Genomic DNA, 25,776 nt, shown 5'->3' with positions numbered 1-25,776 from the left:
ACAATGAAGCCTTTTTTATTTTAGGCATAGAGAATTTATATCAATCAAATATATTGAGCTGTGGAGTAATTTTTTCTATCTTGGCTTTAGGTACATAGGAACATTCAAACTCTTCCACTGGAAATCCCTGCATAAACTGGAACATTTGATTCGGCCGTTTCAAGCTTAGCCAATCATCCAGACGCTCATGTGGAATCACCACAACTGACCTTTTTACATCACCTGGTTCATGAAATTCTTTCATCATGGGATGATCTATCGCGTCCATTGTCAGCATTGTTGCTGAACGAATCACTTCATCATTTATTTTGCAGATTTCGTAAAGTGCAGCGATAAAGAAAACCTTGTCATCTCTACGGCGCACTCCCCATCGTTGGGGTTTATTATCAATATATTTACTTTCATAAAACTCAGTAACAGGGATTACACCAAACTTACATTTATAGGCGGCTTCCTGAAAGCTGGGCTTCTGAAAAATGGTTTCGTGTCTAGCATTATACGTACGTTTAGAAACATTGCTATCCTCTGCCCACTTGGGTACTAAGCCAAATAAAACCTCTCGCCATTCCAGCCCATGCTCAGATTTAAACAATAAGGGAGTTTTATAAGCAGGATAAACTTCATCAGAATATTCAAACGGAATTTGTGGCAAACCTAATTGTTGCGCTTGTGAACGAGTTAAAGGTTTAAAGTTGGCACACATACATTACCAAATCCATTCTATATCATATTGATGGATACTTTCATCTGCTGTAATTAATGGTATGTTCTCATATTTTGCTGTTGCAATAATCAGTCGATCAAAAGGATCTCGATGAATAAATGGTAAATCAAACACACCTAACATATATTCATCTTTAATTGGCAATATTTCAAAACCATTTTGTCGTACAAGTTGGCAAAAAGCAGAAAAGCCACCAACAAATTCATATTTACCAATATTCATTTTAATTGCAACTTCCCACAAAGAAGCAGCACTGACAAAGTTTTGTCCAAAAATAATTCTGTCACGTAAATTAGGGGATAATTTTTCGCCATTCAGAAACCAAAGTACAATATGAGTATCAAGCAATTGCTTCATTCCATATAATCCTTTAATTCATCAAGCGGTTCATCAAAATCATCTGCAATACGCATTAGCCCTTTACCCGAACCATAGACAGGACGGGTTTCTACTTTTTCTGTTTCATACATTACAATAATACGTGCTTTTTTTGCTTTAATATTTTCAGGCAGTTGTACATGTATTTGATGATTAGAATCAATTTCTACAGGTAACTCAATTGCATGCATCAAATATTCTCCCTAAAGATATCAAATACTTTCATTGAGCATAACATAATTTTTTCGTGATCACGAAAAACAAAAACCTTTCGATACGAAAGGTTTTTGCTAGATTCAAATAACTAATCGAAATTAGTCACCTGTATAACCTTTAAGTTTTAAACGTGCAGCATGTAACAATGGCTCTGTATAACCTGATGGTTGCTCAGCGCCTTTGAAGATCAGGTCAGAAGCTGCTTGGAACGCGATACCATCAAAGTTAGGTGCCATTGGTGTATAAAGTGAATCATTGGCATTTTGCTGATCGACAATCACTGCCATACGCTTCAACACTTCTTCAACCTGTTCACGCGTTACAATCCCGTGACGCAACCAGTTCGCAACGTGTTGAGAGGAAATACGCAATGTTGCACGGTCTTCCATCAAACCAACGTTGTTGATGTCTGGAACCTTAGAACAACCTACGCCCAAGTCAACCCAACGAACTACATAACCCAAGATACCTTGACAATTATTTTCAAGTTCATTATTCAACTCTTCAGCAGTCCAGTTGGTTTCTGAGGCAAATGGTGGTGTTAACAAATCATCCAGAGACAACATGTTTTCATTTGCCAACTCATCCTGACGTGCTTTGACATTGATTTGATGGTAATGCAATGCATGAAGTACCGCACCTGTTGGAGATGGAACCCATGCACAAGAAGCACCCGCATTTGGATGTGCAGTTTTGGTCGCCAACATATCTTTCATGCTGTCTGGTTTTGGCCACATGCCTTTACCAATTTGCGCCTTACCTTGTAGGCCGCATGCTAAACCAATCGCAACGTTACGGTTTTCGTAAGATGCAATCCATTTTTGGGTTTTAACCGCTTCTTTACGAACCACTGGCGCAGCTTCCATAGAAGTATGGATTTCATCACCTGTGCGGTCCATGAAGCCTGTGTTAATGAAAATCGTACGATCTTTTGCAGCAGCGATACAGTTTTTCAAGTTGACAGAGGTACGACGTTCTTCGTCCATGATACCGATTTTAAGCGTCTTCGCTGGCAAGCCAAGTGCCTGTTCTGCACGCTCAAACAATTCAACCGCGAATGCAACTTCTTCTGGACCATGCATTTTTGGCTTAACAATATACATTGAACCTTTACGAGAGTTGTGGTTTTCGTTTTGACCACGGATATCAGCAATTGTCAGTAACGGCGTTACCAACGCATCCATGATCCCCTCGAATACTTCCTCACCTTCTACAAGGATCGCTGGATTTGTCATTAAATGACCAACGTTACGAAGAAGCATCAATGAACGACCATGTAAAGTTGTGGTGCCACCAATCAGGTTTTGAACTGTACGGTCTTTGTTCAAGGCACGTGTAATGGTTTTACCATTTTTCTCGATAGACTCTTGTAAGTCACCTTTCATCAATCCTAACCAGTTACGGTAGCCTTCAACTTTCTCTTCTGCGTCAACAGCCGCAACAGAATCTTCCAAATCCTGAATGGTTGTGATTGCTGCTTCAAGGGTTAAATCCTTTACACCAGCAGCATCAGTTTTACCCACTGGGCTGTTTGCATCAATATCAATGATAACGTGCAGGCCATTATTTAATAAAACGATTTCAGTTGGGTTTGCAGCTTCACCGTTGAAGCCAACAAATTGTGCTTCATGCGCCAAAGAAGTAGTCGAACCATCTTTTAAAGTCACAACTAAACGATTGTGATCAACCGCATATTGAGTTGCATCAGCATGTGAGCCTTGTGCCAACGGGAAAGTTTGGTTTAAGAAATCTTTAGCGAATGCAATAACCTTGTCACCACGCACTGGGTTATAGCCTTTACCTTTTTCCGCACCATTTTCTTCAGAAATTACATCTGTACCATAAAGCGCATCGTATAAAGAGCCCCAACGTGCATTGGCTGCGTTTAAGCAATAACGTGCATTACGTACTGGTACAACTAGCTGTGGACCTGCCAACAATGCGATTTCTTCATCCACATTTTCAGTCGTCACCTGGAAATCCGCAACTTCTGGTTCCAAATAACCAATTTCAGTCAAGAATGCTTTATAGGCATTCAGTTCAAATTTATTATTGCGGTGCCATTCATCAATCTTGGCTTGTAGTTCATCACGCTTAGCCAATAATGCCTTGTTTTTTGGGCTAAGATCGACAACGACTTGCTCGAAGTTTTTCCAGTAAGTTTCACTATCTAAACCAGATCCTGGTAAAGCTTCATTTTCGATGAAATCGTAAAGTTCTTTAGCAATCGCTAGCTTGCCTTGTTGAATACGTACAGTCATTGTCTTTCCTGATGGTGCTAACTTTTTATAACAAGATTCCTAGTATACCGATTTATACTAGCCTGAATAGTAATATCACATTCCTAAATAGTAAGCATTTTCTCTATAAGACGTATTGACAAGCGCAACTTTATCTCTTTATCAAAAAATCAAATCCTGGGTACTTACAGTTTAGGCCTGCAATGTCCTCACATTTTTAAACGACTTTATTTATAGCAAAATTCAAACAACAATAAAGCTTTCTCTATGTAAATTTATAAAAAAAGACATTCCGAAGAATGTCTTTCTAATTTTATGAAGTTTTTGCAACCTGTATCTGTCGATGTTCAGAATGCAGGTAATCATCCGACTGCATTTCCAGCAAGCGTGAACGTGTCCGTTCAATTTCAAATGCCAGTTTCTGACCTTCATACAGCTCAATAATCGAGTCTTCAGAAGTCAGCAACAGCTTCACACCACGGTCATAGAACTCATCGACCAGATAAATAAAGCGTCGTGTTCCTTCTGACAGGAAATCGGTCAAATGCGGAATATTGCTAACCAATACAGTATTGTAAATATTGGCAATTTCAATAAAGTCTGCTGGACTACGTGGCTTAAAGCATAATTCAGAGAACTCACACCACAATACATCTTCTGTATGCCCTAGAGTCTCAACCACACGATTATTAATCATGATGGGTGTATTAGAGAGCATTTGAGTATGTGTAAGCGATTGAAAACGTTCAAACATCCATGATTGTGTATCATTGCTTAATGGATGTTTAAACAATTGTGCCTGTTTCAATACACGTAAGCGATAATCCACACCTGCATCAACATTTAAAACCACACAGTTTTTTTGTACCAGTTCAATGGTTGGCATAAAACGGTCACGGTGAATCCCATTTTTGTATAAACCGTCTGGTGCAATATTAGAGGTTGCAACCAGGGTAATGCCGCGCTCAAATAGTTTCTGGAATAAATCACTGAGAATCATTGCATCTGTCACGTTCGATACAAAGAATTCATCAAAACAAATCACAACTGCATCTTTATAAATTTGATCAGCAACCAAATCCAACGGATTACGCTGGCCTGACAGCTTGTTTAATTCTTTATGAACGTGTTGCATAAAGTGATGAAAATGCATACGGGTTTTGCGACGGAATGGAACAGCATCATAGAACTGGTCCATTAACCATGTCTTGCCACGCCCTACGCCGCCCCACATATAAACCCCTCTCGGATAGGTTTGGCGACGGAAACGTCGAAACGCTTTCTTGGATGCTTTATAACGCGTGAGTAATTCTTTCCATACTCGATCCAACTCTTGCACTGCCTGAGCCTGAGCTTCATCAGGCATAAACTGACCTGACTCAAGTGCTTGAGTATAACGCTCGGCAGGTGATGTAGGAATAAATGCAGTGCTATGTGAGTCTGGTTTAGAATTTGACATAAGGACTTATTGCAATTTTAATTGGTGAAAATTATATCGAACATTCTGTTCAAAGGCATTAGATTTTAGGCTTAATTATGATGCTGTTTAAACATCATAATCTACCATTTTTAATTATTTAGCTATTTCGATGATATTGTCTAGGGCTTTGTCCAAACCATCTTTTAAAGGCATGATTAAACGCCGCAGGTTCAGAATATCCCAACATTTCGGCCACCTGTTCAATTGAATACGAACTATTTTCAATAAATTTTAATGCCTTTTGTTTAATCAGTCTTTCCCGAATTTCCTTATAGCTGGTCTGCATTTGCTGTAATTGATGCCTTAAGGTTCGCTCAGGCATGTTCAGTGCACAGGCCGTTTCCGCCATGGTTGGAATCACGCCATTCTGCATTTCCAGATAATCTTCAACATATTCGACAACGGTCAGCTTGAGATTCTCATTCTTCTCTAGCTTGGCCAGATCCTGTAGGCATTTTTCCTCATACACCCGATAGGTCAATGTATCTGCGGAGGGAACTTTAATTTTTAGAATATCAATGTTATCCAGAATGAATGCAGCTTGTTCACACTCAAATTTAACATCCTGTCCATAATAGTCCTGATAGGCAGCCATCAATGCCAAGTCTTTTGGCCTTTTAAATGGCAATTCAATTTGAATGTGGGGAATTTCCAGTCCCATCATCTTAAAAATATCCTGTAAAAACTTATAGGTACCTGAGATTTCACATTGTGCTCGGAGATGGCCCAATGGACTCATCAAGTCAATGGGCTGGTAATTTAAATGAATTAAAGATTGGTCTATTGTTAATTGTAATGAACCAAATAAATGGGTTAAGCGTTGAAATCGCACCCCGTTTTTTAAAGCGGAATGGAGTGTGTCACTGGTTACAAGCAGCATTAAAAATGGACCATACCCTGCAAGAGCATAATGCTGGCCGATGAATAAACCTTGTTCAGGGGAAATATCCTGACTAATATGCTGCAAGATATCCCATTCAATCTCATCTGGAATAATTGAAGCTGGATCAAGTGCATCGGCCTGTATGCCCATATTTGCCAGACGCGTGTCCACATCAATACCGACATGACGCATGCCTTGAATCAAATACATTAATCCGAGGATAGATCTCTTCATAATTCCAAATGCAATTCTCAAAACTTTAGGGACTGTTGGTACTTTATCTATGATTGCGACAGAGGATATTTTTTAGACGATACAAGGCATGTTTTGCGAGATTTAGTATTCTAAATGAGCAGAACATAACGCAGTAGCGGCAAAAAATATCCCTGTCCCGTAGGGTTGTGGCTAAAAATCCCTCATACTTCGTTATGAAACTTGGCAAGGGAATAGCCATTCCCTGCGTTTCATGCCTCGTCTGATGAGTTTTTAGCCTACAACGCAATTCATTTATAAAGCAGCAACAGCCCCTATGTTGTACTATAAAAAAGCATGTAAATGAATTGCCGAAATGATCAAGTTCTGCGTCTATACAATCATATTTAATCTCGATAAAACCTTTAAACTTGCACGAAATTTAGCTGTGCAGGGCGTGAACTATGCGTGACGTAACCAAAAATGCGATTCAAAAAACTAAAGTTGCCATTATTGGTGCAGGTTTTGGTGGTTTGGCAATGGCAATTCGACTATTACAAAGTCAAATCAATGATTTTGTGATTTTGGAAAAGACCAATGATGTTGGTGGTACATGGCGAGAAAACCAATATCCAGGCGCAGCATGTGACGTTCAATCGCATATGTATTCCCTTTCATTTGCACCTAAAACTGACTGGTCCAAGCGTTACGCAGAAGCAGATGAAATCTTTGGCTATATTCAGGATATTACCGAACAATACAAACTTAAGGATTACTGCAAGTTTAACCATGAAGTAACTCATGCTGAATTTGATGAAAACCGTAATGTCTGGACTGTAGAGTTGAAAGACCAGCCAACAATTGAAGCACAATTTGTGATTTTTGCTTCTGGCCCATTGCATGTACCACAAATTCCACATATTAAAGGCATTGAGAACTTTAAGGGTAAAGTGTTCCATTCATCAAAATGGGAACATGATTATGATTTAACAGGTAAATCTGTTGCCTCTATTGGTACAGGTGGCAGTGCCATTCAATATATTCCTGAGATTGCACCAGAGGTAAAACAGCTTTATGTGTTCCAGCGTACCGCAGCCTGGGTCATTCCACGTGATGAACGTAAGTATTCACAACTGAGTAAGTCCTTATTTAAGGCATCTAACATTTATCGTCAAATTCACCGTACTCGCCTGTACTGGACCAATGAATCCCGTGTGGTACCCATTGTACAGCCACAAATCATGAAATATGGTCAAAAACTGGCAGAAGCTTTTATTCGTTTTCAGGTAAAAGATAAAGAGCTTGCCAAGAAACTGACGCCTGACTTTGTTATGGGCTGTAAGCGTATTTTGATTTCCAACAAATATTTTCCAACCTTTAATCGTAAAAACGTTGAATTGGTTACAGACGGTATTCAGGAAATTACGGCAAATGGCATCATCACCAAAGATGGCCAAGAGCGTCAGATTGACTGTTTGATCTATGGTACAGGCTTTATTACCGATCCACGTATCTACTTAAAGCATTTTGATTGTGTGGGCCGTAATGGCATTGAGCTTAAACAGGCATGGAAAGATGGCGCTGAAAGCTATTATGGGATTGCCACCAAGAACTTCCCTAACCTGTTCCAGTTACTCGGCCCAAATACGATCCTAGGTCATAACTCTGTGATTTTCATGATTGAATCACAAGTGAACTATATTCTCCAGTTGATCCAGACCGTTGATAAAACAGGTACTCAGGCGGTTGAAATCAAGCATGATGTACAAGATCAGTTCAATGATCGTGTACAGGAACAGCTCAAAGGGACAGTATGGCAAGCAGGTGGCTGTAGTAGTTGGTATCAGGCGGCTGATGGCAAAAACTTCTCCTTATGGCCAACCTATACCTGGAAATATTGGTTAGAGACTCGTAAAGTGAATGTGGCTGATTACAACTTTATTAACACCACTACAAATGCAAAAAGCAATGCAGCCTAATCTATAATTCTCCATAATAAGCAGGTTATTCTTAACCTGCTTTTTTTATGCAATCTTTTACACTGATCTTCCAAATTTTTATTGCAATTAGCTTAGGCTATTTTATCGCTCCTCATCTTTCACAAGCCATTAAGAAATTTGTATTTAAAATTCTTCCCTATTTTTCCTATATTTTATTGATCGCAGTCGCATTTGAACTCACTAAGGCTTTAAACCATATCCAGAACCCAGCAACTATTTTGCCACCAGCCCTATTAATTGCATTTACTACTTCGATTGGCTCATTCTCTATTTGTTTGCTGACCTTTAAACTGGTTGATCGTCAAAGTATACAAGGCAAAATTTCCTTTCATCTCTTTATAAATGCCTTAAAAAATATAGCCAAAGCTTTTCTGGCACTGGCTGTAGGTATCCTGCTTGGCATCATCGTAAATTTATCAAATTTAGATATTGCATTTAACAGTTGGTATTTACTACTGGTCTTTATCTTTCTAATTGGTATTGAACTGGCATTTACCCAATTTGATCGGAGTTGGCTAAGCTGGAAAATTTTACTTGTTCCGATTGCGGCATTTATTGGCTCGTGTCTGGCTTCGGTTTTAAACTATTTCCTCTTATTAGATCACTATAAGTTGAATGAAGTCATGGCCTTGGCACAGGGTTACGGCTGGTATTCCATGTCAGGAATTTTATTTACAGAACTGCACTCTGCCCAATTGGGGGGCATTGGCTTACTTACCGATTTGTTTAGGGAAATTTTTGCGATTTTATTGATGTATTGTCTGGGCTGGCGTTTTCCGCGCTCCGCTATTTCCAGTGCGGGCGCAACCTCAATGGATGTTACCCTCGCCATGGTGAAACAGTCATGTGGCACGCATTATGTGCCACATGCCATGATGAGTGGACTCATCTTGACGCTCTTGGCACCACTCTTAATCAGTTTATTTTTAAATTTGAAGCTTTAAATGGTGTTGCAACGCAAATGAGAGGTAACCATAAGTTGCCTCAAATTTTATGGCATCTTCATCTTAGAAATTAATATCAATATTGCTAAAAACATCACCCAAAAAATCCAAAATATCTGCACCAATTTCAATTACATCCACGCCCGATGTCCAATCTGTACTCTGACTTTGTTGTGCCTGCTGTTGTTCGGTTTCTTCTAACTGTTGTGCAATTTCATCGGCTTGTTGTTGTAAATCTGTCGTATTTAATTCAGGGGACATGAGAGAATCCTCAATTAAAAAATCACACCATATTCAAAATGAATAAAATGCTTTTAATTACAATCACTATAAATGAAAAGCCTTTCTTAAAAAAGGCTTTTCGTACTCATATGACAGAGTAAAAATACAACAATTACAACGTCGCTAGAATATCTTTTAAGGTCTGATTTGGATTGGCGGCTTGTGTAATTGGACGACCAATCACCAAATGGGTTGAGCCATCCAGCATTGCCTGTTTAGGTGTCACGATACGTTTTTGATCATCCGCATTAGAACCTTCAGGACGAATACCTGGTGTGACCAATGCAAAATCCCCCCCTAACATTTCACTGAGTATTTTTGCTTCCTGTGCCGAACAAACCACACCATCCAGACCACTTTCTTGGGTTAGTTTAGCCAAGCGTTTTACTTGCTCTACAGGTTCAATATCCAGACCAATATCACGCAGGTCTTCACGTCCCATCGAAGTTAATACTGTGACCGCAATCAATTGTGTTTGATAATTTCCTGCTTGCAAACGCTCTACACAGGTTTCCATCATCTTGCGGCCACCAGATGCATGCACATTGACCATCCAAACACCTAGATCAGCCGCCGCACAAACCGCCTGAGCGGTGGTATTCGGAATATCATGGAATTTTAAATCTAGAAAAACCTCAAAACCCTTGTTCTGTAAGTTTTTAACAACAGATGGCCCCTCATGAGTAAAAAGCTCCTTGCCAACTTTGACGCGACATAGAGTAGGATCAAGCTGTTCCACAATTGTCAGAGCGTCGTATTCGCTTTTTGCATCCAAGGCAACAATGATACTCAAGAGCTTTTCTTCCCAATAAAAATAAAGCCCATATTATAATGGGCTTTTATTTTCTGTGTGAATATCCAGCACAGTTTTTTCATGTCTTGTACTTGCGGCAGCCTGAGCGGCAGCTTGTTGAGCCACCTGAATTTGTTCTTTCCGCAAATGATCAATGTCTTTACGTAAACGTTTAATTTCCCAATTGGTTTGGAAAACCCTAAATACCTGAACACCAAGAAGTAGACCAACAATAATGCCTAACGCCAATGTTAATAGAAGCAATAGACCTAAACGCATCGCAGGTACTTGGGTAAACAATAAGTTTACCTCCAGCTCTGCTGGATTCTGCAAAACCAGGGCAAGCGAATAACCAAATATAGCAATAAGTAATGCGATTAAAATATAACGCATAAACACCTCGAATATTATTCAGCAGATTCGTTTACCGCATCACGAAGTGCTTTACCTGGTTTAAAGTGAGGAACAGCTTTTGCTGCAACATCGACAGCTTTACCAGTTTTAGGATTACGCCCTAAACGTGGTTCACGATGATGTAATGCAAAGCTGCCAAAACCACGAATTTCGATACGATCACCATTTGAAAGCGCTTCAATCATTTGGTCAATCATGATCTTAACTGCATCTTCAACTAAAGGCTCAGCCAAGTGTGGGTTTTTAAGTGCAATCCGTTCAATCAAATCAGATTTATTAAGTGCTTCAGTAGTCATCGATGACCTCTTTAATTATTGCTACTTTTCAATGTTTTTAATAATAACCTGTTTAAATACAAAACGGTAGCGCAGTACATCAATACTACGCTACCGTTTACAGTATTTTTGTATAAAAAAGTACTTCTCTGTTACAAGAAACGTACTTTTTAACAAATTACTTCATTTGAGCTTTAATTAAGTCACCAATAGTCTTAGGACCATTGCTGTCAGCAACTTGTGCAGCAGCAGCTTGACGAGCATTGTTTACAGCTTCTTTCTCTTCAGCTTCGTCTTTCGCTTTGATAGACAAGTTGATTGAACGAGACTTGCGATCAACGTTGATGATCTTCGCTTCAACTTCCTGACCAACTTCTAGGAATTTAGTCGCATCTTCAACGCGGTCACGGTTGATTTCAGAAGCTTTAAGTGTTGCTTCGATGTCATCAGCCAATTTAACTGTAGCACCTTTAGCATCAACAGCAGTTACAGTACCTTTAACCAAGGCACCGCGCTCATTCGCAGCCAAGAAGTCATTGAATGGGTCGCTATTTAATTGCTTGATACCAAGGCTGATACGGTTGCCTTCAGCGTCAACAGATAAGATAACCGCTTCAACTGTGTCACCTTTCTTGTAACGACGAATTGCTTCTTCGCCCTGCTCGTTCCAAGAAATGTCAGACAAGTGTACTAGACCGTCAATACCACCAGATAAACCGATGAAGATACCGAAGTCAGTGATTGACTTGATCGTACCAGAAACTTTCTCGCCTTTCTCATGAGACTTGGCAAACTCTTCCCATGGGTTAGCACGAGTTTGTTTGATACCCAATGAAATACGACGACGTTCTTCGTCAACTTCAAGAACCATAACATCAACTTCATCACCGATCTGAACAACTTTAGATGGGTGGATGTTTTTGTTGGTGTGGTCCATTTCTGAAACGTGTACCAAACCTTCAACGCCTTCAGCGATTTCAGCAAAGCAACCGTAGTCAGTTAGGTTAGTAACACGCGCCTTAACGATAGAACCTTTAGGATAACGGCTCATGATCGCCAACCATGGATCTTCGCCTAATTGTTTAAGGCCTAACGATACACGGTTACGGTCACGGTCAAATTTAAGTACTTTAACAGTAACTTCCTGACCAACTTCAACAACTTCTGATGGATGCTTGATACGTTTCCAAGCCATATCAGTGATATGGAGAAGACCATCAATACCACCAAGATCAACGAATGCACCGTAATCTGTAAGGTTCTTGATTGTACCAGTAACAGTTTGACCTTCTTCAAGCTGAGCAAGCAATGCTTCACGGTCAGCTGAAGATTCAGCTTCCATTACGGCACGACGGGAAACCACAACGTTGTTGCGTTTAGCATCAAGCTTGATAACCTTGAACTCCAACTCTTTACCTTCAAGGTGAGTTGTGTCACGAATTGGACGAGTGTCAACCAAAGAACCTGGCAGGAATGCACGTACAGGACCGATGTCAACAGTGAAACCACCTTTAACCTTACCAGAGATAACACCAGTAACGATTTCGCCATCTTCAAAGATTTTCTCAAGTTTAGTCCAGGTTTCAGCACGTTTTGCTTTTTCACGTGATAAAACTGTTTGACCCATACCGTTGTCAAGTGCCTCAACAACAACATCAACTTCGTCACCAACCTGAACTTCAAGTTCACGTTGTTCATTTAAAAACTCAGCACGGTCAACAACGCCTTCAGATTTAAGGCCAGTGTCAACAGTTACCCAGTCAGAGTCGATGCTAACAACGATACCTTTAATTACGGCACCTTTGTCAATATTAAGGGTTGATTCGCTTTCTTCAAAGAGGGCTGCAAAAGATTCGGTCATGATATACCTAAAAAATTCAACGGTCTTGGATCAGACAAGATCGGTTTAGTTAAGTTGTTACATAGCCATAAAAATCTGACCAGACCATGCTTCAACTGAAAATTCATTGAATATCTATTTATATACGACTATCGATATAATCAACCATGAGCTTAAAGACCTCATCAATGCCTATTGTAGAGCTATCAATGATGTAGGCGTCTTCCGCTGGCTTGAGTGGAGCGACTTCACGCTCCATATCTCTTTTATCTCTAGCCTGTATGTTAGATAAAATGTCGCTTATTTTAGCATCAACCCCCATACCCTGCAACTGTTTTACACGTCGCTCAGCACGGGACTCAGCTGATGCTGTAAGGTATAGCTTGGCTTGCGCTTCAGGAAAAATGGAGGTTGCCATGTCACGACCATCGGCAACCAGTCCTGGATGCTGGATAAATGCGCGTTGACGTTGGAACAATGCCTTGCGCAGTTCAGGAACGGTTGCAACTTTAGAGGCATACTCACCCACTTGTTCAGTACGAATCGTATTGGTGACATCTGCACCCTCAAGCAAAACCTGCGTAGCGGTCTCACTTGATTTAAATTCAATATCCAAATGAGTTGCATAATCAATACATTGATCTAGCTTTGCTTCAATTTGGTTCAACAAGCCCTTTTGAAACAATGACAGCCCAAGTAAACGATAAAGCGCACCAGAATCCAATAAATTAAAATGATAATGTGCAGCTATTTTCGCCGCCAATGTTCCCTTACCAGATCCACTCGGACCATCAATCGTAATAATTTGAACTGTCATTCCTGTCTCTTATGAAGCAACTGATTTTGCTAGTTTTGAAAAACCTAGTGTAATCGCTGCCTTGAGTTGTGCAAGAACTAATTTACTTACAAATGGTGCTTTTGCGGTAAATTCAATCTTATAGGTCACCAAAGTGATGTAGGGTGTGATTTCCCTAAAATCAATTTGTCCCAAATGATGTTTTACCAATGGGTTGTTAATCAGCTTATATTCAATCCGCTTGTTTTCTTCCAGCAGGGTAATCTCTTCCTGTAATGGCTTAATCGGGCCAAAACCCATGCGACGAATTGAACCGATGCCATCAGGACGTTGAGGGTCAGCAGAATCCTTTATACGCACCACCTGTAAAGGTGCAAACGCCTTGTTGTAGGTTGCATGTTTTGACAATAAATCAAAAACATCAGAGATCGGTGCATTGAATTCTTTTTGTATGGTGATTGCATTACGCATAGCTTCGCCTTTTTGATCTAACCAAAATCATGGGAGGGCCTAGTTTGCCACAACTACAAGGGCATTATGAATCATTTAAGGACGTTTTTGACGAACGGATTTTTCTCTTTTCCTCACGTCTACGCTTAAAAAACGCACTTAACTGGGTTGAGCATTGGGCCTGCATACAGCCCTGTTCGAATGTGAATTTATGATTGTAATAGCCACTTTCAAGTAACTGTCTTGCGCTGACCAAAGAACCCGCTTTAGGCTCAGTGGTTGCAAACACCACGCGTTGAATCCTCGCATGGATTAAAGCTCCCACGCACATGGTACAGGGTTCAAGCGTCACATAAAGTATGGCATCATCTGGCAAACGGTAATTATCTATGGCCTGGCAGGCAGAACGAAGTGCCTGGATTTCAGCATGTGCAGTTGGATCGGAAAGCGTGATGGGCGCATTATAACCCGAACCAATCACCTTACCCTGGCTTACAATTACCGCCCCAACTGGAATTTCATCCTGTGAGGCAGCCAGGGCAGCTTGCTCATAGGCAAACTGCATCCAGTATTCATCATTCGTTTCAGTTGAACTCATATAGGGTTAAACAATCACACCATATTGTCTTAACAATGCGTTCCAGCTATCAATCGTGGTCACTGGAGGGCAGTCAGATAAAATATCTTGTAACGTAATTTTTTCGGCTGCTTTCCATTCTGGTGACAAATCTTTATCGACCAAACGGGCACGCACCCCCTCGACAAAATCGGGATGACGAATTTTCCAGTCAGAAATTTGTGATTCAAGCGCAAAAACCTCATCCCAAGCATGGCCCTGCTTGCCCCATTGCCACAGCAACCAAGTAATTGCGGCTGTGCTTGGTGAACCTTTTTGCAGATTTTCACTTGCCTGACGCAACCAGTCACTGCTTGCCTCACTCAGACCAATAATTGCCTGATAGTCATCTTCAAATTTCTGACCACGGCAAACGCTATGGATCACATCAATTGAGTTTTGTAGAGGACCTGCCGCTACAGGACGATGTAAACTATTTAAAGTATCATCAATGGCACGGAACGCACCTGCTGGGTAATCATTCCAGTCTATACTTAATATTTTTTGCAATACGTTATCACGCTGAGCCTCACAAATATGGGTCGCCCAACCCACACTATACGCGCCAGCCGCTGTCATGATTGAACCCGTTAAACCCGTAAAGAGACCGATTGGCCCTCGGTCTGCAAGGAAACGGCTTCCACCCACATCTGGGTATAAACCGATATTGATCTCAGGCATGGCCAAACGCGAGTAAGGCGTTACCAAACGGAATGGTGCGGCCATAAACAGGCCCAGACCTCCGCCCATGACATAGCCCTCACCCCAGACCACAATCGGTTTTGCATAATTATGCAACAGCAAGTCAAGCGCATATTCCTGTGTAAAGAACAGGTTGGCTGTGTCAACTTCCTGATTGATCACAAGCTGGCGTAGTTTACGAACATCTCCACCTGCACAAAAGGCTTTAGGTGTAGTTGAATCAAACCAAATCGCCGTAACACTGTCATCACTGTGAAAATATTCAAAAACTTGCAACAATGCACTGACAATAGACTCATCTAGGGCATGTAAGGATTTTGGACGGTTCAGGCGAACAATACGCCAGCCATTTTTTGCTTGTTCAATAACCAAGTCAGGATGATAGCTATTTAGGTCAGGAGAAGTCATTATGCGTCCAGTTGCCAGTCTATGGGCTCAATGCCATGTTGTTTCAAATATTGATTGGTTTTTGAAAATACTTTGCAGCCAAAAAAACCACCTCTGTTTGCAGACAAAGGGGATGGATGTGCCGCAGTTAATACAAGGTGCTTGTTTCGATTAATACGTTGTCCTTTTCGCTGGGCATACGCACCCCACAAAATAAAGACCACATGCTCCCGCTGTTCATTCAACACATCAATGACAGCATCGGTAAACTCTTCCCATCCCTGTTTCTGATGCGATGTCGGTTGCCCTGCCGCGACGGTAAGTACGCTGTTGAGTAACAGCACGCCTTGTGCCGCCCATTTACTCAGGTCACCATGACGAGAAATTGGAATACCAAGATCAGTATTGAGTTCATGAAAAATATTACGCAAAGATGGAGGTAATGCAACCCCTCTATGCACAGAAAAACTTAATCCATTTGCCTGATTTGGGCCATGGTAAGGATCTTGTCCCAAAATCACGACTTTTACATCATTTAAAGGTGTGGTATTCAGCGCACTAAAAATCTCTTTACTGGGCGGATAAATGGTTTTTTGGGCGAGTTTTTCCTGCTGCAAAAACTCACGCAAATGGTCCATTTTATGACCCAGTAGAAATTCGGATAATGAGGTTTTCCAGGACTCATCCAACTGAACTTTATTTAACTTGTCCTGCTGTTGTTCAGTAAATTGCATCAACATTCCCTGCAATAAATTCATTTGTTGTAAAGTAACAGACCACTCAAATATTGACTTGCAGTTCTACGTTTGGATTCTGGAATCTTATTCCTTTTTTCAGATTTTCATACATTTGAGGATCACTCCATTCTGTCTGTACCTGTTCTGAAAAAACAATCTGATCTAAACTTAAAATACCCATTTGTTCATTTTCAATATCTTCTATGAAACTTTGTGCATAACCTGTATCCGTTTCATGCACAATCACCGAATAGACTTCTACATCACCCTCACCATTTTGGGTAGTGGTTGAGTGAAGCACCTGCTGCGCAAGATAAAAGAAAATTCGTGAAAATTGCTCGGCAGATGGCGAAACAGGTAAGGCAATCCAGCGTGCACTAAATGTTTGACATGCGGCGATATATTCAGGGTCATCTTTCTGCCAATAGCAAATGGCATGATCAAAACTGTCAAAAAGCTCCTTAATCACACCTTTTAACAACCCAAAATCATACACCATTTGCCCATGATCCAGCTTTGAGGCTTTTAACAGTAATTCAACTTTATAGCTGTGCCCATGAATCGAACGCTTACAACGGTCCGATGTACAGTTACGCACAATATGAGCATTTTCAAACTTAAATAATTTACGAATTAACATGCACCAAGCTGATCTTTATTTGCAAAACGGATTTTATTATAAAGCAAAAAAACCAAGCATTGTGATTGATTTTAAACCCTGTGACCATTCAATAATCCAATTTATACATTTTAGGTTTACCCACTAGATTTCTATGGTGCTGGCACCACTGTATTAAATGGCGCAAGGCTTCTGGAATAGACTGTTACCTGCTTGTCTTTGCGCATCATGGCACTGGTAAACTGTCGTTTGCGTTCACTTAAAACCACTTCAATTTGAGCAGTGAAATAATTCGATTTACTGTCTAGCCATGCCGCAGCATCGGTCTTGTTTTGTGGTTCTATTCCAGAAAAAGTATTCAGTTTCCATAAATCTTCAACACTATTGAAATAGGTCAATTCTGCCTGTTTCGCTTTTAATTCCTGTTCTAGCATTTTCACATCTATTTTGGGATCAATACTTGCCAATAATAAGGGAGCCGCCGTGTTCATGTTGATTTTTGTGGCTTCTGGCAATGCGGTGACATACGGTGCAATGAGGTCATAATTTTTTCCCTCGAATCCTCTGACCAGCTTTAACTCCTCTACCTGATGAAACTTGGTATTGGAAGCCAAATAGGATGGATCCAAACCCTGATAATAATTACTTTCCGCACCCATCGCGCCCGTGGTTTCATCATCGGCATCTTGCCAGTCAATTACGGCCTGACTCAGTTCAGCAGGCAACCCGACGCGTTGCAATAATTTTTCAAACCAGCGTCGTGCTGAATCATCCACACTGCCATCAGCTTTTAACAAATTATTTAAATTGAATTTTCCAGACTCATCCAGCAAACGGCCTGAAACAAAACCATCATCTACAGGAAAGGCTGGCATTGGTTTTGCCCAGTTTTCCTGTAGATGATCAATATTACCGCCATTGTCACTGTCCTGAATCAGCAATTCAGAGAAAAATGCCTCTGCACTTTTGGCATAAAGTAAGGATTGATCCTGACGCATCAAATAACCTGTATTTTCAGAGGTATTGGTCTGTCGTTTGGCAATGGTTGCAGCCAGAATTGTGGCTAAGGCCACCATCACTAAAATAGTGAGTAATGCGATACCACGTTGAGATGAATCATTCTTCATAGCAATCATGGCCCTGTTTTATTTTCTGACAATTTATTGGTATTCAGTAGACTATAAATCCACTCATAATCTGTGCCTGCAACAGTCAACTGCACCTTAAACCCTAAAGGTAGTTTTTTTAATTCAGTCACATTGTTTGGATCACTGATATTTTCAGGCCATTGGGTCAGTTCTTGTGGGTTGAGAACGGTAATTTTAAACTGGTCCACCCGTTCTAACAGCGTACTGGAAATCGGTTGCACCCGATTAGGGATATTGAGATTTGCATATTTTAAACGATAGACTTTCTTCTGTGCAGAATCATAGCGATATTCGATACGTTCATAAGGCGACACACCCTGCTTTAATGGATCTGAGACACCAGCCTTACTAAACATAAAACTTCGATCATTTAACAATAAAGCCGCTTGTAATTGTCTGCCATCATTGGCAGTCAATGGAATGATTTGCAGGCTATCCCTTAAAATTTGCTGATAAGCGTCCTGTAGTTCAAACAGATAGCTTTCATGTTCCGCATTACGGTCTTTAACCTTTAACAAATAATCAAAGACTTTCCAGCCCAGCATTGAAAGTACCGCAAAAATGGCAATCGCAACCAACAATTCAACCAAGGTAAATGCTTGTTTATATTTCATGATGTTTTGGCTTTTACTGGGTAGTTAAAAAACACCATATTGGTGACCCCTGCTTCAACTTTACCTTGTTCTGTATTAAAAAGGCTCACCTGCAATTCTATCCGCTGAATATTAGGACTAATGGTTGCGTGTGCCTTTTTGTCAATCTGCCAGGTTTCCCCCTGTGAGGTGACTTGTTTGGACTGCGTTCCCTCCAGCCATTCCTGATTCATTTCCATCATGGCCACTTCATTCATGGCCACAAATTGTGCCTTGGTCCGCAAAATCGCATTGGAGGTTGACTGTGTGTATTGCATGGCAATTTTAGTTAATGCAATCGCTGCCACAGCAAAGATAGCAAGTGCCACCATCACTTCAAGTAAGGTAAAGGCTTTAATCTTGTTCATTTATTTTACCCAGGTGATCGAGTTCCAGCTCATGGCCAATGGGTTGCTGTTCATAATAAAACTGAATACGAACAGGTTTGGCCTCGCCATTGCCAAACCAGATCAACTGTGGTGATTTACCACCTAATAAATCTTCATTCTTGGCTTTCGAATAATTCTCGCCATCTAAACTTTGAATGCTAAACGAAACCTGATCAGGTAACTGGCGTGGTTTAAATTCAGGATAAGGTTGCCAAGTACGATTAGCCTGTTGGATTTGCTCAAGGCTTTGATCATGATATTCAAATAAATTATAGCTAAAAGGTGCAACATCGGTTGCATTTTGCGTATTTAATGCCAGCACCTTGGCTTGATCGGTTGCTTCCTTATTTATTTTTTTTAAATCGAGAATAAACATTTCTCTGGCTTGCATGGCACGGCGCTGATCAACACCACCAATATTTAATACCACCAAGGATGCCATGATGGTCATAATCACAATCACCACCATAATCTCAATGAGGGTGAATGCCTGTTGTAATCGACGAGGTGATCTCATTTGCCTGACCAATTATGAAGCAGCCACTTGTTCAAGTTGTTTTGGCATAGCCAAAGCTTGCTCAATATAGGCAACGCGCAATGTATCTCGAGAGCCCAAATAACGCTGATAAAAACTTGAGTTGAGAATCACCGCAGCACCATAAGTCAAAGACCAGATGGAAGCCAAATAATCCCGAGTAGTCATGCTGCTATGGATATCCGCCAGATAGCTTTCTGTCATACGAATGATAATCCGCAGACGTTGACGGCGAATTTTATACAATTCGCTGAATAGCAATTGAATCCCTTGTCCTGTGGTGGAGAGACGTTCCTCAATCTGGTGAAACAAGGCGGTACGTTCAGGATGATGGAGATGATGCAGCATAAAAAATGCCAGATGTTCAGGAAAAGCCTTTTCAGTATCCTGAATCATTTCCAGCAACATTTTCTCGTTACGAATAATCAGCAACATATACAATTCATCTTTACTCTGAAAATGCTTGTATAAAGTCCCTTTCGCAAGATCCAGTTCAGCAGCCAGCGCATCAAGCGTCATGCCAGCTTCACCATTTTCCAATAAGAGTTGTTCAGCAATCTGAAAAATCAAGACTTCTCGTGCTCTAAACTGAGCTTGGCGATCCATTTTCACGTGATAACTCTTCCTAGTGCAACAAAACCGTTTATTTCAAATTTAAAAGATTTTCAAAATTCTGGGCAGTGATCATGCCAATCTCTTCGACCGATTTATCATATACATCACCGAGCGCTTTTGCTACATACGGCACATATTTCGGTTCGTTGGTTTTACCACGATAAGGTACAGGTGCCAAATAAGGACTATCTGTTTCAATCAGTACACGGTCAAGTGGAACCTGTTTGGCGACATCTCGCAAATCCTGTGCATTTTTAAATGAGATGATGCCAGAGAATGAAATGTAGTAGCCATAGTCCAGAACAGCTTTCGCAGTTTCCCAGTCTTCGGTAAAACAATGCAAAATTCCATGCGTTGACTGCTCCGCCTTTATAATATCAACCGTGTCATGCTTAGCCGAACGTGTATGCACCACCACAGGTTTCTTTAAAATCTTTGAGGCCTGAATATGCCGTGCAAAACACTGCTTTTGCGCTGCAATAAAATCGGTGCTGTGATAGTAATCCAGACCAGTTTCACCCAAAGCCCAGACTTTTTCAGATTGGGCAAGCTCCACCAAATAATCTGTTGTCGCACGTGCCATGGTCTGCTCATCCTCACATGGATGAATACCAACCGTATAGCCAACATCAGCATGTCTGGACGCGATCTGTGACAATTGAATATGGTCATCCAGATCAACTGAAATTCCCATAAATTTTGACACACCCGCGAGTCTGGCCTGTGCAAGTGCCTGATCCAGATCTCCTTGATAAGGCGTTAAATCCAGCATGGTTAAATGGCAATGCGTATCAACAAACACTCTTTTTTTCCTATCTATAACGCTTACATGGTGTAACTTGGACGATCGAGGCCTTTTGAACCTGCCAGTAACTTTTCAGCCTCATTTTTATAATACACACCTTTTTCACCCATCAGTTGGATTGCAAAACCCTGTGGTTTAAAATGTGTTTGTTTATAAGAAATCCAGATCACTTTACCCGTCAATGGAATCTTCTGTGCCTGATCTGGTAAGGTTGCCAGAACAAATACCTCCTGTCCCATCTTGACCGCCTGCTTGGTTGGAACAAATAAACCGCCGCCTTGAACAAAAGGCATATAACTTGATTGCAACGTTGCTTTATCAGGAATATTAACCTGTATAATTCCACCCATCATTTGTGGTTGCATAACATTCCCCTGTTAACACAAAAACCGAACACTTTATATCACGCTGATTAATCTAACAAATTGAACCGTCTATAAAAATCAATCTAACTCACACTTAGCAGATAAAAGATAAGTAATGAGTTAAAACATTTACATCATTACTTTTTGATTATAGGAAACATTGCTGGAAACAACAAATAATGTTTAATAAAAACGTTCAAACCAAAGGAATTTGCTTATTCTTTAAACAGAAGAAATTTTCTTTATATTTTTTATCTACATAAATAATATGAGCAAATACTCCAATAAATAAAACAGGACTTTAATAGTCCTGCCTACTTTTTTAAATTATAAATTTTTATAAAAATCTATCACTTAGGATTTTTGACAATCTCCACTTTATCAAATGAGAACCAACATTCACCCTGTTCAGACCATTTTGATTCCGTGGTTCCCAATACGCCTGTCACTGTAATCCGATCACCCACTTTCAGGCTACTGATTTTATCGGTATTGACCTTAAGGTCATCTCGCGTCAGTCCCTGACCTTTACATTTACTATTGACAGGATCCTTAAAGATCACGGCAATCTGGTTTTGAAACACCACATCACCCGTTTTGGTAATACGGGTCACAATTCCTGGCACCTCTAAACGTTGAGAATCCCACTTACGTTTTGCAGTGATTTCATTCTGTTGCCAGTCTTTCCAGATTTCCGACAATGTTGCTTTCTTTGCAGGAGCAAGGCCACGAAAGTCTCCACTAAGAATATCCCCTGTTTTATTCAATATGCCATCTGTTGCAGACATAGCAGAGTCCATAACCTGACAACCAGTTAACAATACAATTCCCAAGCCAACCATGCTTGCTTTTATATACATTTCGAAGTTCCTCTGTCGAACTAGATAATTACCCGTATGTGAAAAAATAACATATTAAATTGTAAATGTGAAATTTTAACACTCTTTAATTAATCTTTCACTGTGACTCTCAAAACGTAAAAAAACCGCCATAAAAGCGGTTTTTTTATTGAAGTTAAAGGTCTATTTATTTTTTAAAACACTTATAGTCAAAGTTTAATCTGCTGATCATTTGATCAGTATTACGCGTAATAACCGCGATATTATTTACCCCAGCTTCAATGTAGAATTTTCCACTCACCTGATTTGGCGTAGAATTTTGAGGGTGATTAAATGAATAAGTATATACACACTCATAAGCCTGTGAACCAACATTAGAGGCATTGATTACAAAGGAAGAGCCATTAATATCTGATATAAATTGTGGTTCCGCCATTGTAAGCATTGGTATAATTGTGAAGGATAGGGCGATTGCTATAGATTTTATTTTCATCACTATATTCCTTATTTTTTAATATTATTGTGAAGTACCTCACATTTTATATTTTTTTTATACAGATGAAAGACTACAAAACAATTTAGATACAAATGTTACAGAAACACCTTAAAGTCATTTAATTAAGCCGATGTCTTAACCTTTCACAAATGCCTGTAATAGACGTCATTTTGATACAAGATTTTTTGACGGTACAAGATATGACAATAGCAACAAAACTTAAGCATTCATTAATTGTATAAACAGTTCATCAAGCACCAATTGCATCTGAACATTTTGCTCCACCATCAATTTCTTCTGCTGTAGATCTGAATAAATTGAAAACAGCCATTCCAAGTCATAGCATTGAATAATTTCTTGAAAATCCAGATCTCCATTCTTGGTTGACTGATTTAATTTTAAGGCAATGACATCAGCTAAAAGATATTCAAACATCATCAGAAATTCTGAAAAATTTAATTCCTTAGACCACTTGTTTGCGTAGTGCAAAGGCATATTCTTTTCAGATACCAGCTTCAGCCAATCGTTTAAAAATGTAGCCCGTTTCTCTAGCCAGTGACTCTGTTGAATCTCGATTGCCTTTAATGGCATATCATTGCCAAGATTCAACAACAGTGAAGTTTGCTCAGATGTTAAATCTGGAATTTGCTGTTGCACAAAAGTCTGTGACTCTTGAGGGGTTAAACGATCTAAGGCGAAATGCTGTAGCCGACTGCGGATGGTTGCGGGTAGTTTTAAGTAATGATCGGCAAGTAAAATCAGCACCACACGCTCACCTGGTTCTTCCAAGGTCTTGAGCAATGCATTGGAAGAGGCAATATTGAGTGCTTCTGCTGGCTCAATCATCACCACACGCCAGCCTTCACCTGTCTGCTGCACAAAAGGCAGTAAATCACGGATTTTTTCAATTTTTATTTTTGCATTTTGCTTTTTATTGTCTTCGTCTGTGGTGATATGCACATAATTGGGATGGGTGTCAGATTTCAGCCATTGGCAGCTAGAACACTCACCACATGCCGCCTCAGTCTGTTTATTCAGACAAAGTACCCATGCAACAAACCGTTCGGCAAACTCCTGCTTGGCACAGCCTTGTTTACCATAAAACAGCAAACCATGACCAAGCTCAGGAAAGCGCGTGGTGAGCAAAGACCATGTTTGCTCATGCCAGGGATAAATCATGGTTTGTTGCATATCACTCAAGACTATTCAAATAAACTAACAGGCATCGCATTTAAACGGTCTAAATCCGTTTGTGTATCTACCCCAGGAGGTAAATTCGCTTCTGCAACAGCAATCGCAATACGGTGGCCATTTTCCAATACACGCAATTGCTCCAGGCTTTCCAGTTTTTCCAGATTTCCCTGTTCCCAGGTGACATACTCTTGTAGTAATTTGACACGGTAAGCATATAAACCCAGATGGCGGAATGCCTGATCATGCAGGGTAGGCTGTGACTTTTTTGCCCCATCACGATCATACGGAATGGTGGCACGGCTAAAATACAATGCTTCATTGCGATTGCTCATCACCACTTTCACAATGCTGTCACGTTGAAACTCATCTAACTGATGAATAGGCTCACATAAAGTAGACATTGAACATTGTGGTTGCTCGACCAGAAGTTGCGTTACCTGCTGTACCAACTGTGCTGGAAGCAAAGGCTCATCACCCTGAACATTGACAATAATGTCATCGGCAGACCAGCCTTTTAGACGGGCAACCTCACTTAAACGATCTGTACCTGATGGATGATCAGCACTGGTCAACACCACATCCACTCCCTCAGCTCGACACACTTCGGCAATACGTTCGTCATCCGTTGCCACACACAAATCATCAAAGCCCTGTACTTTTTTAGCTTGATCAACTACACGCAAAATCATGTGGCGACCATGAATAAACAATAAAGGCTTGCCTGGTAAACGAGAACTGGCAAAACGCGCAGGAATAACGATATGTTTCATAATATTTCCCTAAGAGAATTGAATACCAATTTGTTGTAATTGTTGCTGCAATAAATCATAACAATCTGATGATAAAACTGCCTCAACAGGCACCACCCAAATAGGAATATTAAATTCAGGATGTTGCTTTAATAATGTCTTAAACTTAACCGCATCTTTTTCAGTAGTGATAATTACATCATGATTATCAAATGTTAAATCAGCAATTTCATAATCATGGTGATCTGGAAACTCATGTGCCTGATATTGGTTAACACCCAGCCTATTTAGTGTTTGATAAAAACGCTGCGGAAAACCGATGCCCACCACAGCATTAAAATACTGCTTGGAATCAAAAGTGTTTGTGCTTGAATTGGGATTGAGAAGATAGGGTTGCCCGATCTCTAAATGCATATTTCGCTGAGCTTGTGCAGTTTTGCTATGCTCAATCACTGTACCCTGTTTTAATCGCGATTTAGGTTCACGCAGATAACCTTCAGGCAATAACTTTTCATTGCCTAAACCACGGTTTTGATCCAGCACAATCCATTCAAGCTGACGTGCCAAAGCCCAATGCTGCAAACCATCATCACTAATAATCAGGTCAATCGCGGTAGATTTTAATAACAGTTCAATCGCTGCCTGACGGTTTGGACCAACCGCCATGGGAACATGGGTTGCCTGTACAATCAGACAGGGTTCATCACCCACCTCGTCAGGTTCAGAGGTTGTGGTCACCAGCGCAGGAAAATCTCCCTTACCGCCATAACCACGGCTGATCACCCCAACACGAATATTGTGTTGCTGGAGATACTTGACCAGTTGAATCAATAAAGGGGTTTTGCCACTTCCCCCAACCGTGATATTACCAATCACCATCACAGGCACAGGTGCGGTATATACTTTCTTGATTCCAGTTTTATACAAGCCCTGATTCAGGCAAAAACCAAAACGGTATAACCATGACAATGGACGCAACAACACTAACCATGCTGCCTGTTTATTCCAGGCATCCTGAATGGTTTGCGCCAAAGACATGCC

Annotated in this window: 31 protein-coding genes; 2 read left to right on the top strand and 29 right to left on the bottom strand. The window is 40.5% G+C overall.

Features of this window, described 5'->3' with window-relative positions:
- Nucleotides 1-40: 40 nt before the first annotated feature.
- The 6 genes from N5J47_RS12620 to N5J47_RS12595 form a co-directional block, all read right to left on the bottom strand.
- Nucleotides 41-703, bottom strand: coding sequence for an SOS response-associated peptidase family protein (locus N5J47_RS12620; RefSeq protein ID WP_279960467.1), 663 nt, complete (start codon nucleotides 701-703; stop codon nucleotides 41-43).
- Nucleotides 704-706: 3 nt separating this feature from the next.
- A complete protein-coding gene (locus tag N5J47_RS12615) occupies nucleotides 707-1,081 on the bottom strand; it encodes a type II toxin-antitoxin system VapC family toxin (protein ID WP_279960466.1) in 375 nt (124 codons plus the stop codon).
- The gene (locus N5J47_RS12610) at nucleotides 1,078-1,293 is read right to left on the bottom strand and encodes a hypothetical protein (protein ID WP_279960465.1); all 216 of its coding nucleotides are present in this window, start codon (nucleotides 1,291-1,293) and stop codon (nucleotides 1,078-1,080) included. Before N5J47_RS12610 ends, N5J47_RS12615 begins: the two co-directional genes overlap by 4 nt.
- A 123-nt stretch (nucleotides 1,294-1,416) precedes the next feature.
- Nucleotides 1,417-3,579, bottom strand: a complete 2,163-nt coding sequence (locus N5J47_RS12605; RefSeq protein WP_279960464.1) for a malate synthase G — start codon at nucleotides 3,577-3,579, stop codon at nucleotides 1,417-1,419.
- A 292-nt stretch (nucleotides 3,580-3,871) separates the two neighbouring features.
- Nucleotides 3,872-5,017: a cell division protein ZapE gene (gene zapE / locus N5J47_RS12600; RefSeq protein ID WP_279960463.1), complete on the bottom strand. Its 1,146-nt coding sequence runs from the start codon at nucleotides 5,015-5,017 to the stop codon at nucleotides 3,872-3,874.
- A gap of 118 nt (nucleotides 5,018-5,135) precedes the next feature.
- The gene (locus N5J47_RS12595) at nucleotides 5,136-6,155 is read right to left on the bottom strand and encodes an AraC family transcriptional regulator (protein ID WP_279960462.1); all 1,020 of its coding nucleotides are present in this window, start codon (nucleotides 6,153-6,155) and stop codon (nucleotides 5,136-5,138) included.
- 422 nt (nucleotides 6,156-6,577) lie between these two features.
- On the opposite strand from N5J47_RS12595, the gene N5J47_RS12590 reads away from it, so the two are divergent.
- Nucleotides 6,578-8,092 carry an NAD(P)/FAD-dependent oxidoreductase gene (locus N5J47_RS12590; protein WP_279960461.1) on the top strand — a complete coding sequence of 505 codons (1,515 nt, stop codon included), beginning with the start codon at nucleotides 6,578-6,580 and terminating at the stop codon, nucleotides 8,090-8,092.
- Between the two features lie 47 nt (nucleotides 8,093-8,139).
- Nucleotides 8,140-9,057 (top strand): lysine exporter LysO family protein, encoded by a 918-nt coding sequence (locus tag N5J47_RS12585; protein ID WP_279960460.1) that lies wholly within the window; start codon nucleotides 8,140-8,142, stop codon nucleotides 9,055-9,057.
- A gap of 63 nt (nucleotides 9,058-9,120) precedes the next feature.
- On the opposite strand, the gene N5J47_RS12580 is transcribed toward N5J47_RS12585, so the two are convergent.
- The 23 genes from N5J47_RS12580 to lpxK form a co-directional block, all read right to left on the bottom strand.
- Nucleotides 9,121-9,318, bottom strand: a complete 198-nt coding sequence (locus N5J47_RS12580) for a hypothetical protein (RefSeq protein WP_279960459.1) — start codon at nucleotides 9,316-9,318, stop codon at nucleotides 9,121-9,123.
- A 133-nt stretch (nucleotides 9,319-9,451) separates the two neighbouring features.
- Nucleotides 9,452-10,132, bottom strand: a complete 681-nt coding sequence (pyrF, locus tag N5J47_RS12575; protein ID WP_279960458.1) for an orotidine-5'-phosphate decarboxylase — start codon at nucleotides 10,130-10,132, stop codon at nucleotides 9,452-9,454.
- A gap of 33 nt (nucleotides 10,133-10,165) precedes the next feature.
- Entirely contained in the window at nucleotides 10,166-10,525 is a 360-nt protein-coding gene (locus N5J47_RS12570) for a lipopolysaccharide assembly protein LapA domain-containing protein (protein ID WP_267979630.1), read from the bottom strand.
- 14 nt (nucleotides 10,526-10,539) lie between these two features.
- Complete coding sequence (locus N5J47_RS12565) at nucleotides 10,540-10,842, bottom strand: integration host factor subunit beta (RefSeq protein ID WP_004679473.1); 303 nt, start codon at nucleotides 10,840-10,842, stop codon at nucleotides 10,540-10,542.
- A gap of 157 nt (nucleotides 10,843-10,999) precedes the next feature.
- Entirely contained in the window at nucleotides 11,000-12,682 is a 1,683-nt protein-coding gene (gene rpsA, locus N5J47_RS12560) for a 30S ribosomal protein S1 (protein WP_267979631.1), read from the bottom strand.
- A gap of 118 nt (nucleotides 12,683-12,800) precedes the next feature.
- Nucleotides 12,801-13,478: a (d)CMP kinase gene (cmk, locus tag N5J47_RS12555; protein ID WP_279960457.1), complete on the bottom strand. Its 678-nt coding sequence runs from the start codon at nucleotides 13,476-13,478 to the stop codon at nucleotides 12,801-12,803.
- Nucleotides 13,479-13,487: 9 nt separating this feature from the next.
- Nucleotides 13,488-13,928 (bottom strand): SRPBCC family protein, encoded by a 441-nt coding sequence (locus N5J47_RS12550; protein WP_279960456.1) that lies wholly within the window; start codon nucleotides 13,926-13,928, stop codon nucleotides 13,488-13,490.
- A 64-nt stretch (nucleotides 13,929-13,992) separates the two neighbouring features.
- Nucleotides 13,993-14,505: a tRNA adenosine(34) deaminase TadA gene (gene tadA, locus N5J47_RS12545; protein ID WP_267979633.1), complete on the bottom strand. Its 513-nt coding sequence runs from the start codon at nucleotides 14,503-14,505 to the stop codon at nucleotides 13,993-13,995.
- A 6-nt stretch (nucleotides 14,506-14,511) separates the two neighbouring features.
- Complete coding sequence (locus N5J47_RS12540) at nucleotides 14,512-15,636, bottom strand: enoyl-CoA hydratase/isomerase family protein (RefSeq protein ID WP_267980034.1); 1,125 nt, start codon at nucleotides 15,634-15,636, stop codon at nucleotides 14,512-14,514.
- Nucleotides 15,633-16,346 carry a uracil-DNA glycosylase gene (gene ung / locus N5J47_RS12535; protein WP_279960455.1) on the bottom strand — a complete coding sequence of 238 codons (714 nt, stop codon included), beginning with the start codon at nucleotides 16,344-16,346 and terminating at the stop codon, nucleotides 15,633-15,635. The genes N5J47_RS12540 and ung overlap by 4 nt, the downstream gene beginning before the upstream one ends.
- A gap of 46 nt (nucleotides 16,347-16,392) precedes the next feature.
- Nucleotides 16,393-16,989: a 6-carboxytetrahydropterin synthase gene (locus tag N5J47_RS12530; RefSeq protein ID WP_267979635.1), complete on the bottom strand. Its 597-nt coding sequence runs from the start codon at nucleotides 16,987-16,989 to the stop codon at nucleotides 16,393-16,395.
- Nucleotides 16,990-17,120: 131 nt separating this feature from the next.
- Nucleotides 17,121-18,095 carry a type II secretion system minor pseudopilin GspK gene (gene gspK, locus N5J47_RS12525; RefSeq protein ID WP_279960454.1) on the bottom strand — a complete coding sequence of 325 codons (975 nt, stop codon included), beginning with the start codon at nucleotides 18,093-18,095 and terminating at the stop codon, nucleotides 17,121-17,123.
- Nucleotides 18,096-18,100: 5 nt separating this feature from the next.
- The gene (gene gspJ / locus N5J47_RS12520; protein WP_279960453.1) at nucleotides 18,101-18,730 is read right to left on the bottom strand and encodes a type II secretion system minor pseudopilin GspJ; all 630 of its coding nucleotides are present in this window, start codon (nucleotides 18,728-18,730) and stop codon (nucleotides 18,101-18,103) included.
- Complete coding sequence (gspI, locus tag N5J47_RS12515) at nucleotides 18,727-19,116, bottom strand: type II secretion system minor pseudopilin GspI (protein ID WP_279960452.1); 390 nt, start codon at nucleotides 19,114-19,116, stop codon at nucleotides 18,727-18,729. Before gspI ends, gspJ begins: the two co-directional genes overlap by 4 nt.
- On the bottom strand, nucleotides 19,103-19,654 hold the full coding sequence (locus N5J47_RS12510; protein WP_004682228.1) for a type II secretion system protein: 552 nt from the start codon (nucleotides 19,652-19,654) through the stop codon (nucleotides 19,103-19,105). Before N5J47_RS12510 ends, gspI begins: the two co-directional genes overlap by 14 nt.
- A gap of 12 nt (nucleotides 19,655-19,666) precedes the next feature.
- On the bottom strand, nucleotides 19,667-20,278 hold the full coding sequence (locus N5J47_RS12505; RefSeq protein WP_279960471.1) for a TetR/AcrR family transcriptional regulator: 612 nt from the start codon (nucleotides 20,276-20,278) through the stop codon (nucleotides 19,667-19,669).
- Between the two features lie 37 nt (nucleotides 20,279-20,315).
- Nucleotides 20,316-21,089 carry a TatD family hydrolase gene (locus N5J47_RS12500; protein ID WP_279960451.1) on the bottom strand — a complete coding sequence of 258 codons (774 nt, stop codon included), beginning with the start codon at nucleotides 21,087-21,089 and terminating at the stop codon, nucleotides 20,316-20,318.
- A gap of 23 nt (nucleotides 21,090-21,112) precedes the next feature.
- Nucleotides 21,113-21,457 (bottom strand): PilZ domain-containing protein, encoded by a 345-nt coding sequence (locus tag N5J47_RS12495; protein ID WP_004682232.1) that lies wholly within the window; start codon nucleotides 21,455-21,457, stop codon nucleotides 21,113-21,115.
- Nucleotides 21,458-21,807: 350 nt separating this feature from the next.
- Nucleotides 21,808-22,317 carry a hypothetical protein gene (locus tag N5J47_RS12490; protein ID WP_279960450.1) on the bottom strand — a complete coding sequence of 170 codons (510 nt, stop codon included), beginning with the start codon at nucleotides 22,315-22,317 and terminating at the stop codon, nucleotides 21,808-21,810.
- A 166-nt stretch (nucleotides 22,318-22,483) separates the two neighbouring features.
- The gene (locus N5J47_RS12485; RefSeq protein WP_279960449.1) at nucleotides 22,484-22,789 is read right to left on the bottom strand and encodes a hypothetical protein; all 306 of its coding nucleotides are present in this window, start codon (nucleotides 22,787-22,789) and stop codon (nucleotides 22,484-22,486) included.
- 222 nt (nucleotides 22,790-23,011) lie between these two features.
- Complete coding sequence (locus N5J47_RS12480; protein ID WP_279960470.1) at nucleotides 23,012-23,983, bottom strand: DNA polymerase III subunit delta'; 972 nt, start codon at nucleotides 23,981-23,983, stop codon at nucleotides 23,012-23,014.
- A gap of 11 nt (nucleotides 23,984-23,994) precedes the next feature.
- On the bottom strand, nucleotides 23,995-24,756 hold the full coding sequence (gene kdsB, locus N5J47_RS12475; RefSeq protein ID WP_279960448.1) for a 3-deoxy-manno-octulosonate cytidylyltransferase: 762 nt from the start codon (nucleotides 24,754-24,756) through the stop codon (nucleotides 23,995-23,997).
- A 9-nt stretch (nucleotides 24,757-24,765) separates the two neighbouring features.
- Nucleotides 24,766-25,773, bottom strand: coding sequence for a tetraacyldisaccharide 4'-kinase (lpxK, locus tag N5J47_RS12470; protein ID WP_279960469.1), 1,008 nt, complete (start codon nucleotides 25,771-25,773; stop codon nucleotides 24,766-24,768).
- Nucleotides 25,774-25,776 lie beyond the last annotated feature (3 nt).

The organism is Acinetobacter sp. GD03645, assembly GCF_029845285.1.
GTDB classification, from domain to species: Bacteria; Pseudomonadota; Gammaproteobacteria; order Pseudomonadales; family Moraxellaceae; genus Acinetobacter; species Acinetobacter corruptisaponis.
Note: the sequence above shows the minus strand (reverse complement) of the source record. Positions and strands in the feature narration are given on the sequence as shown.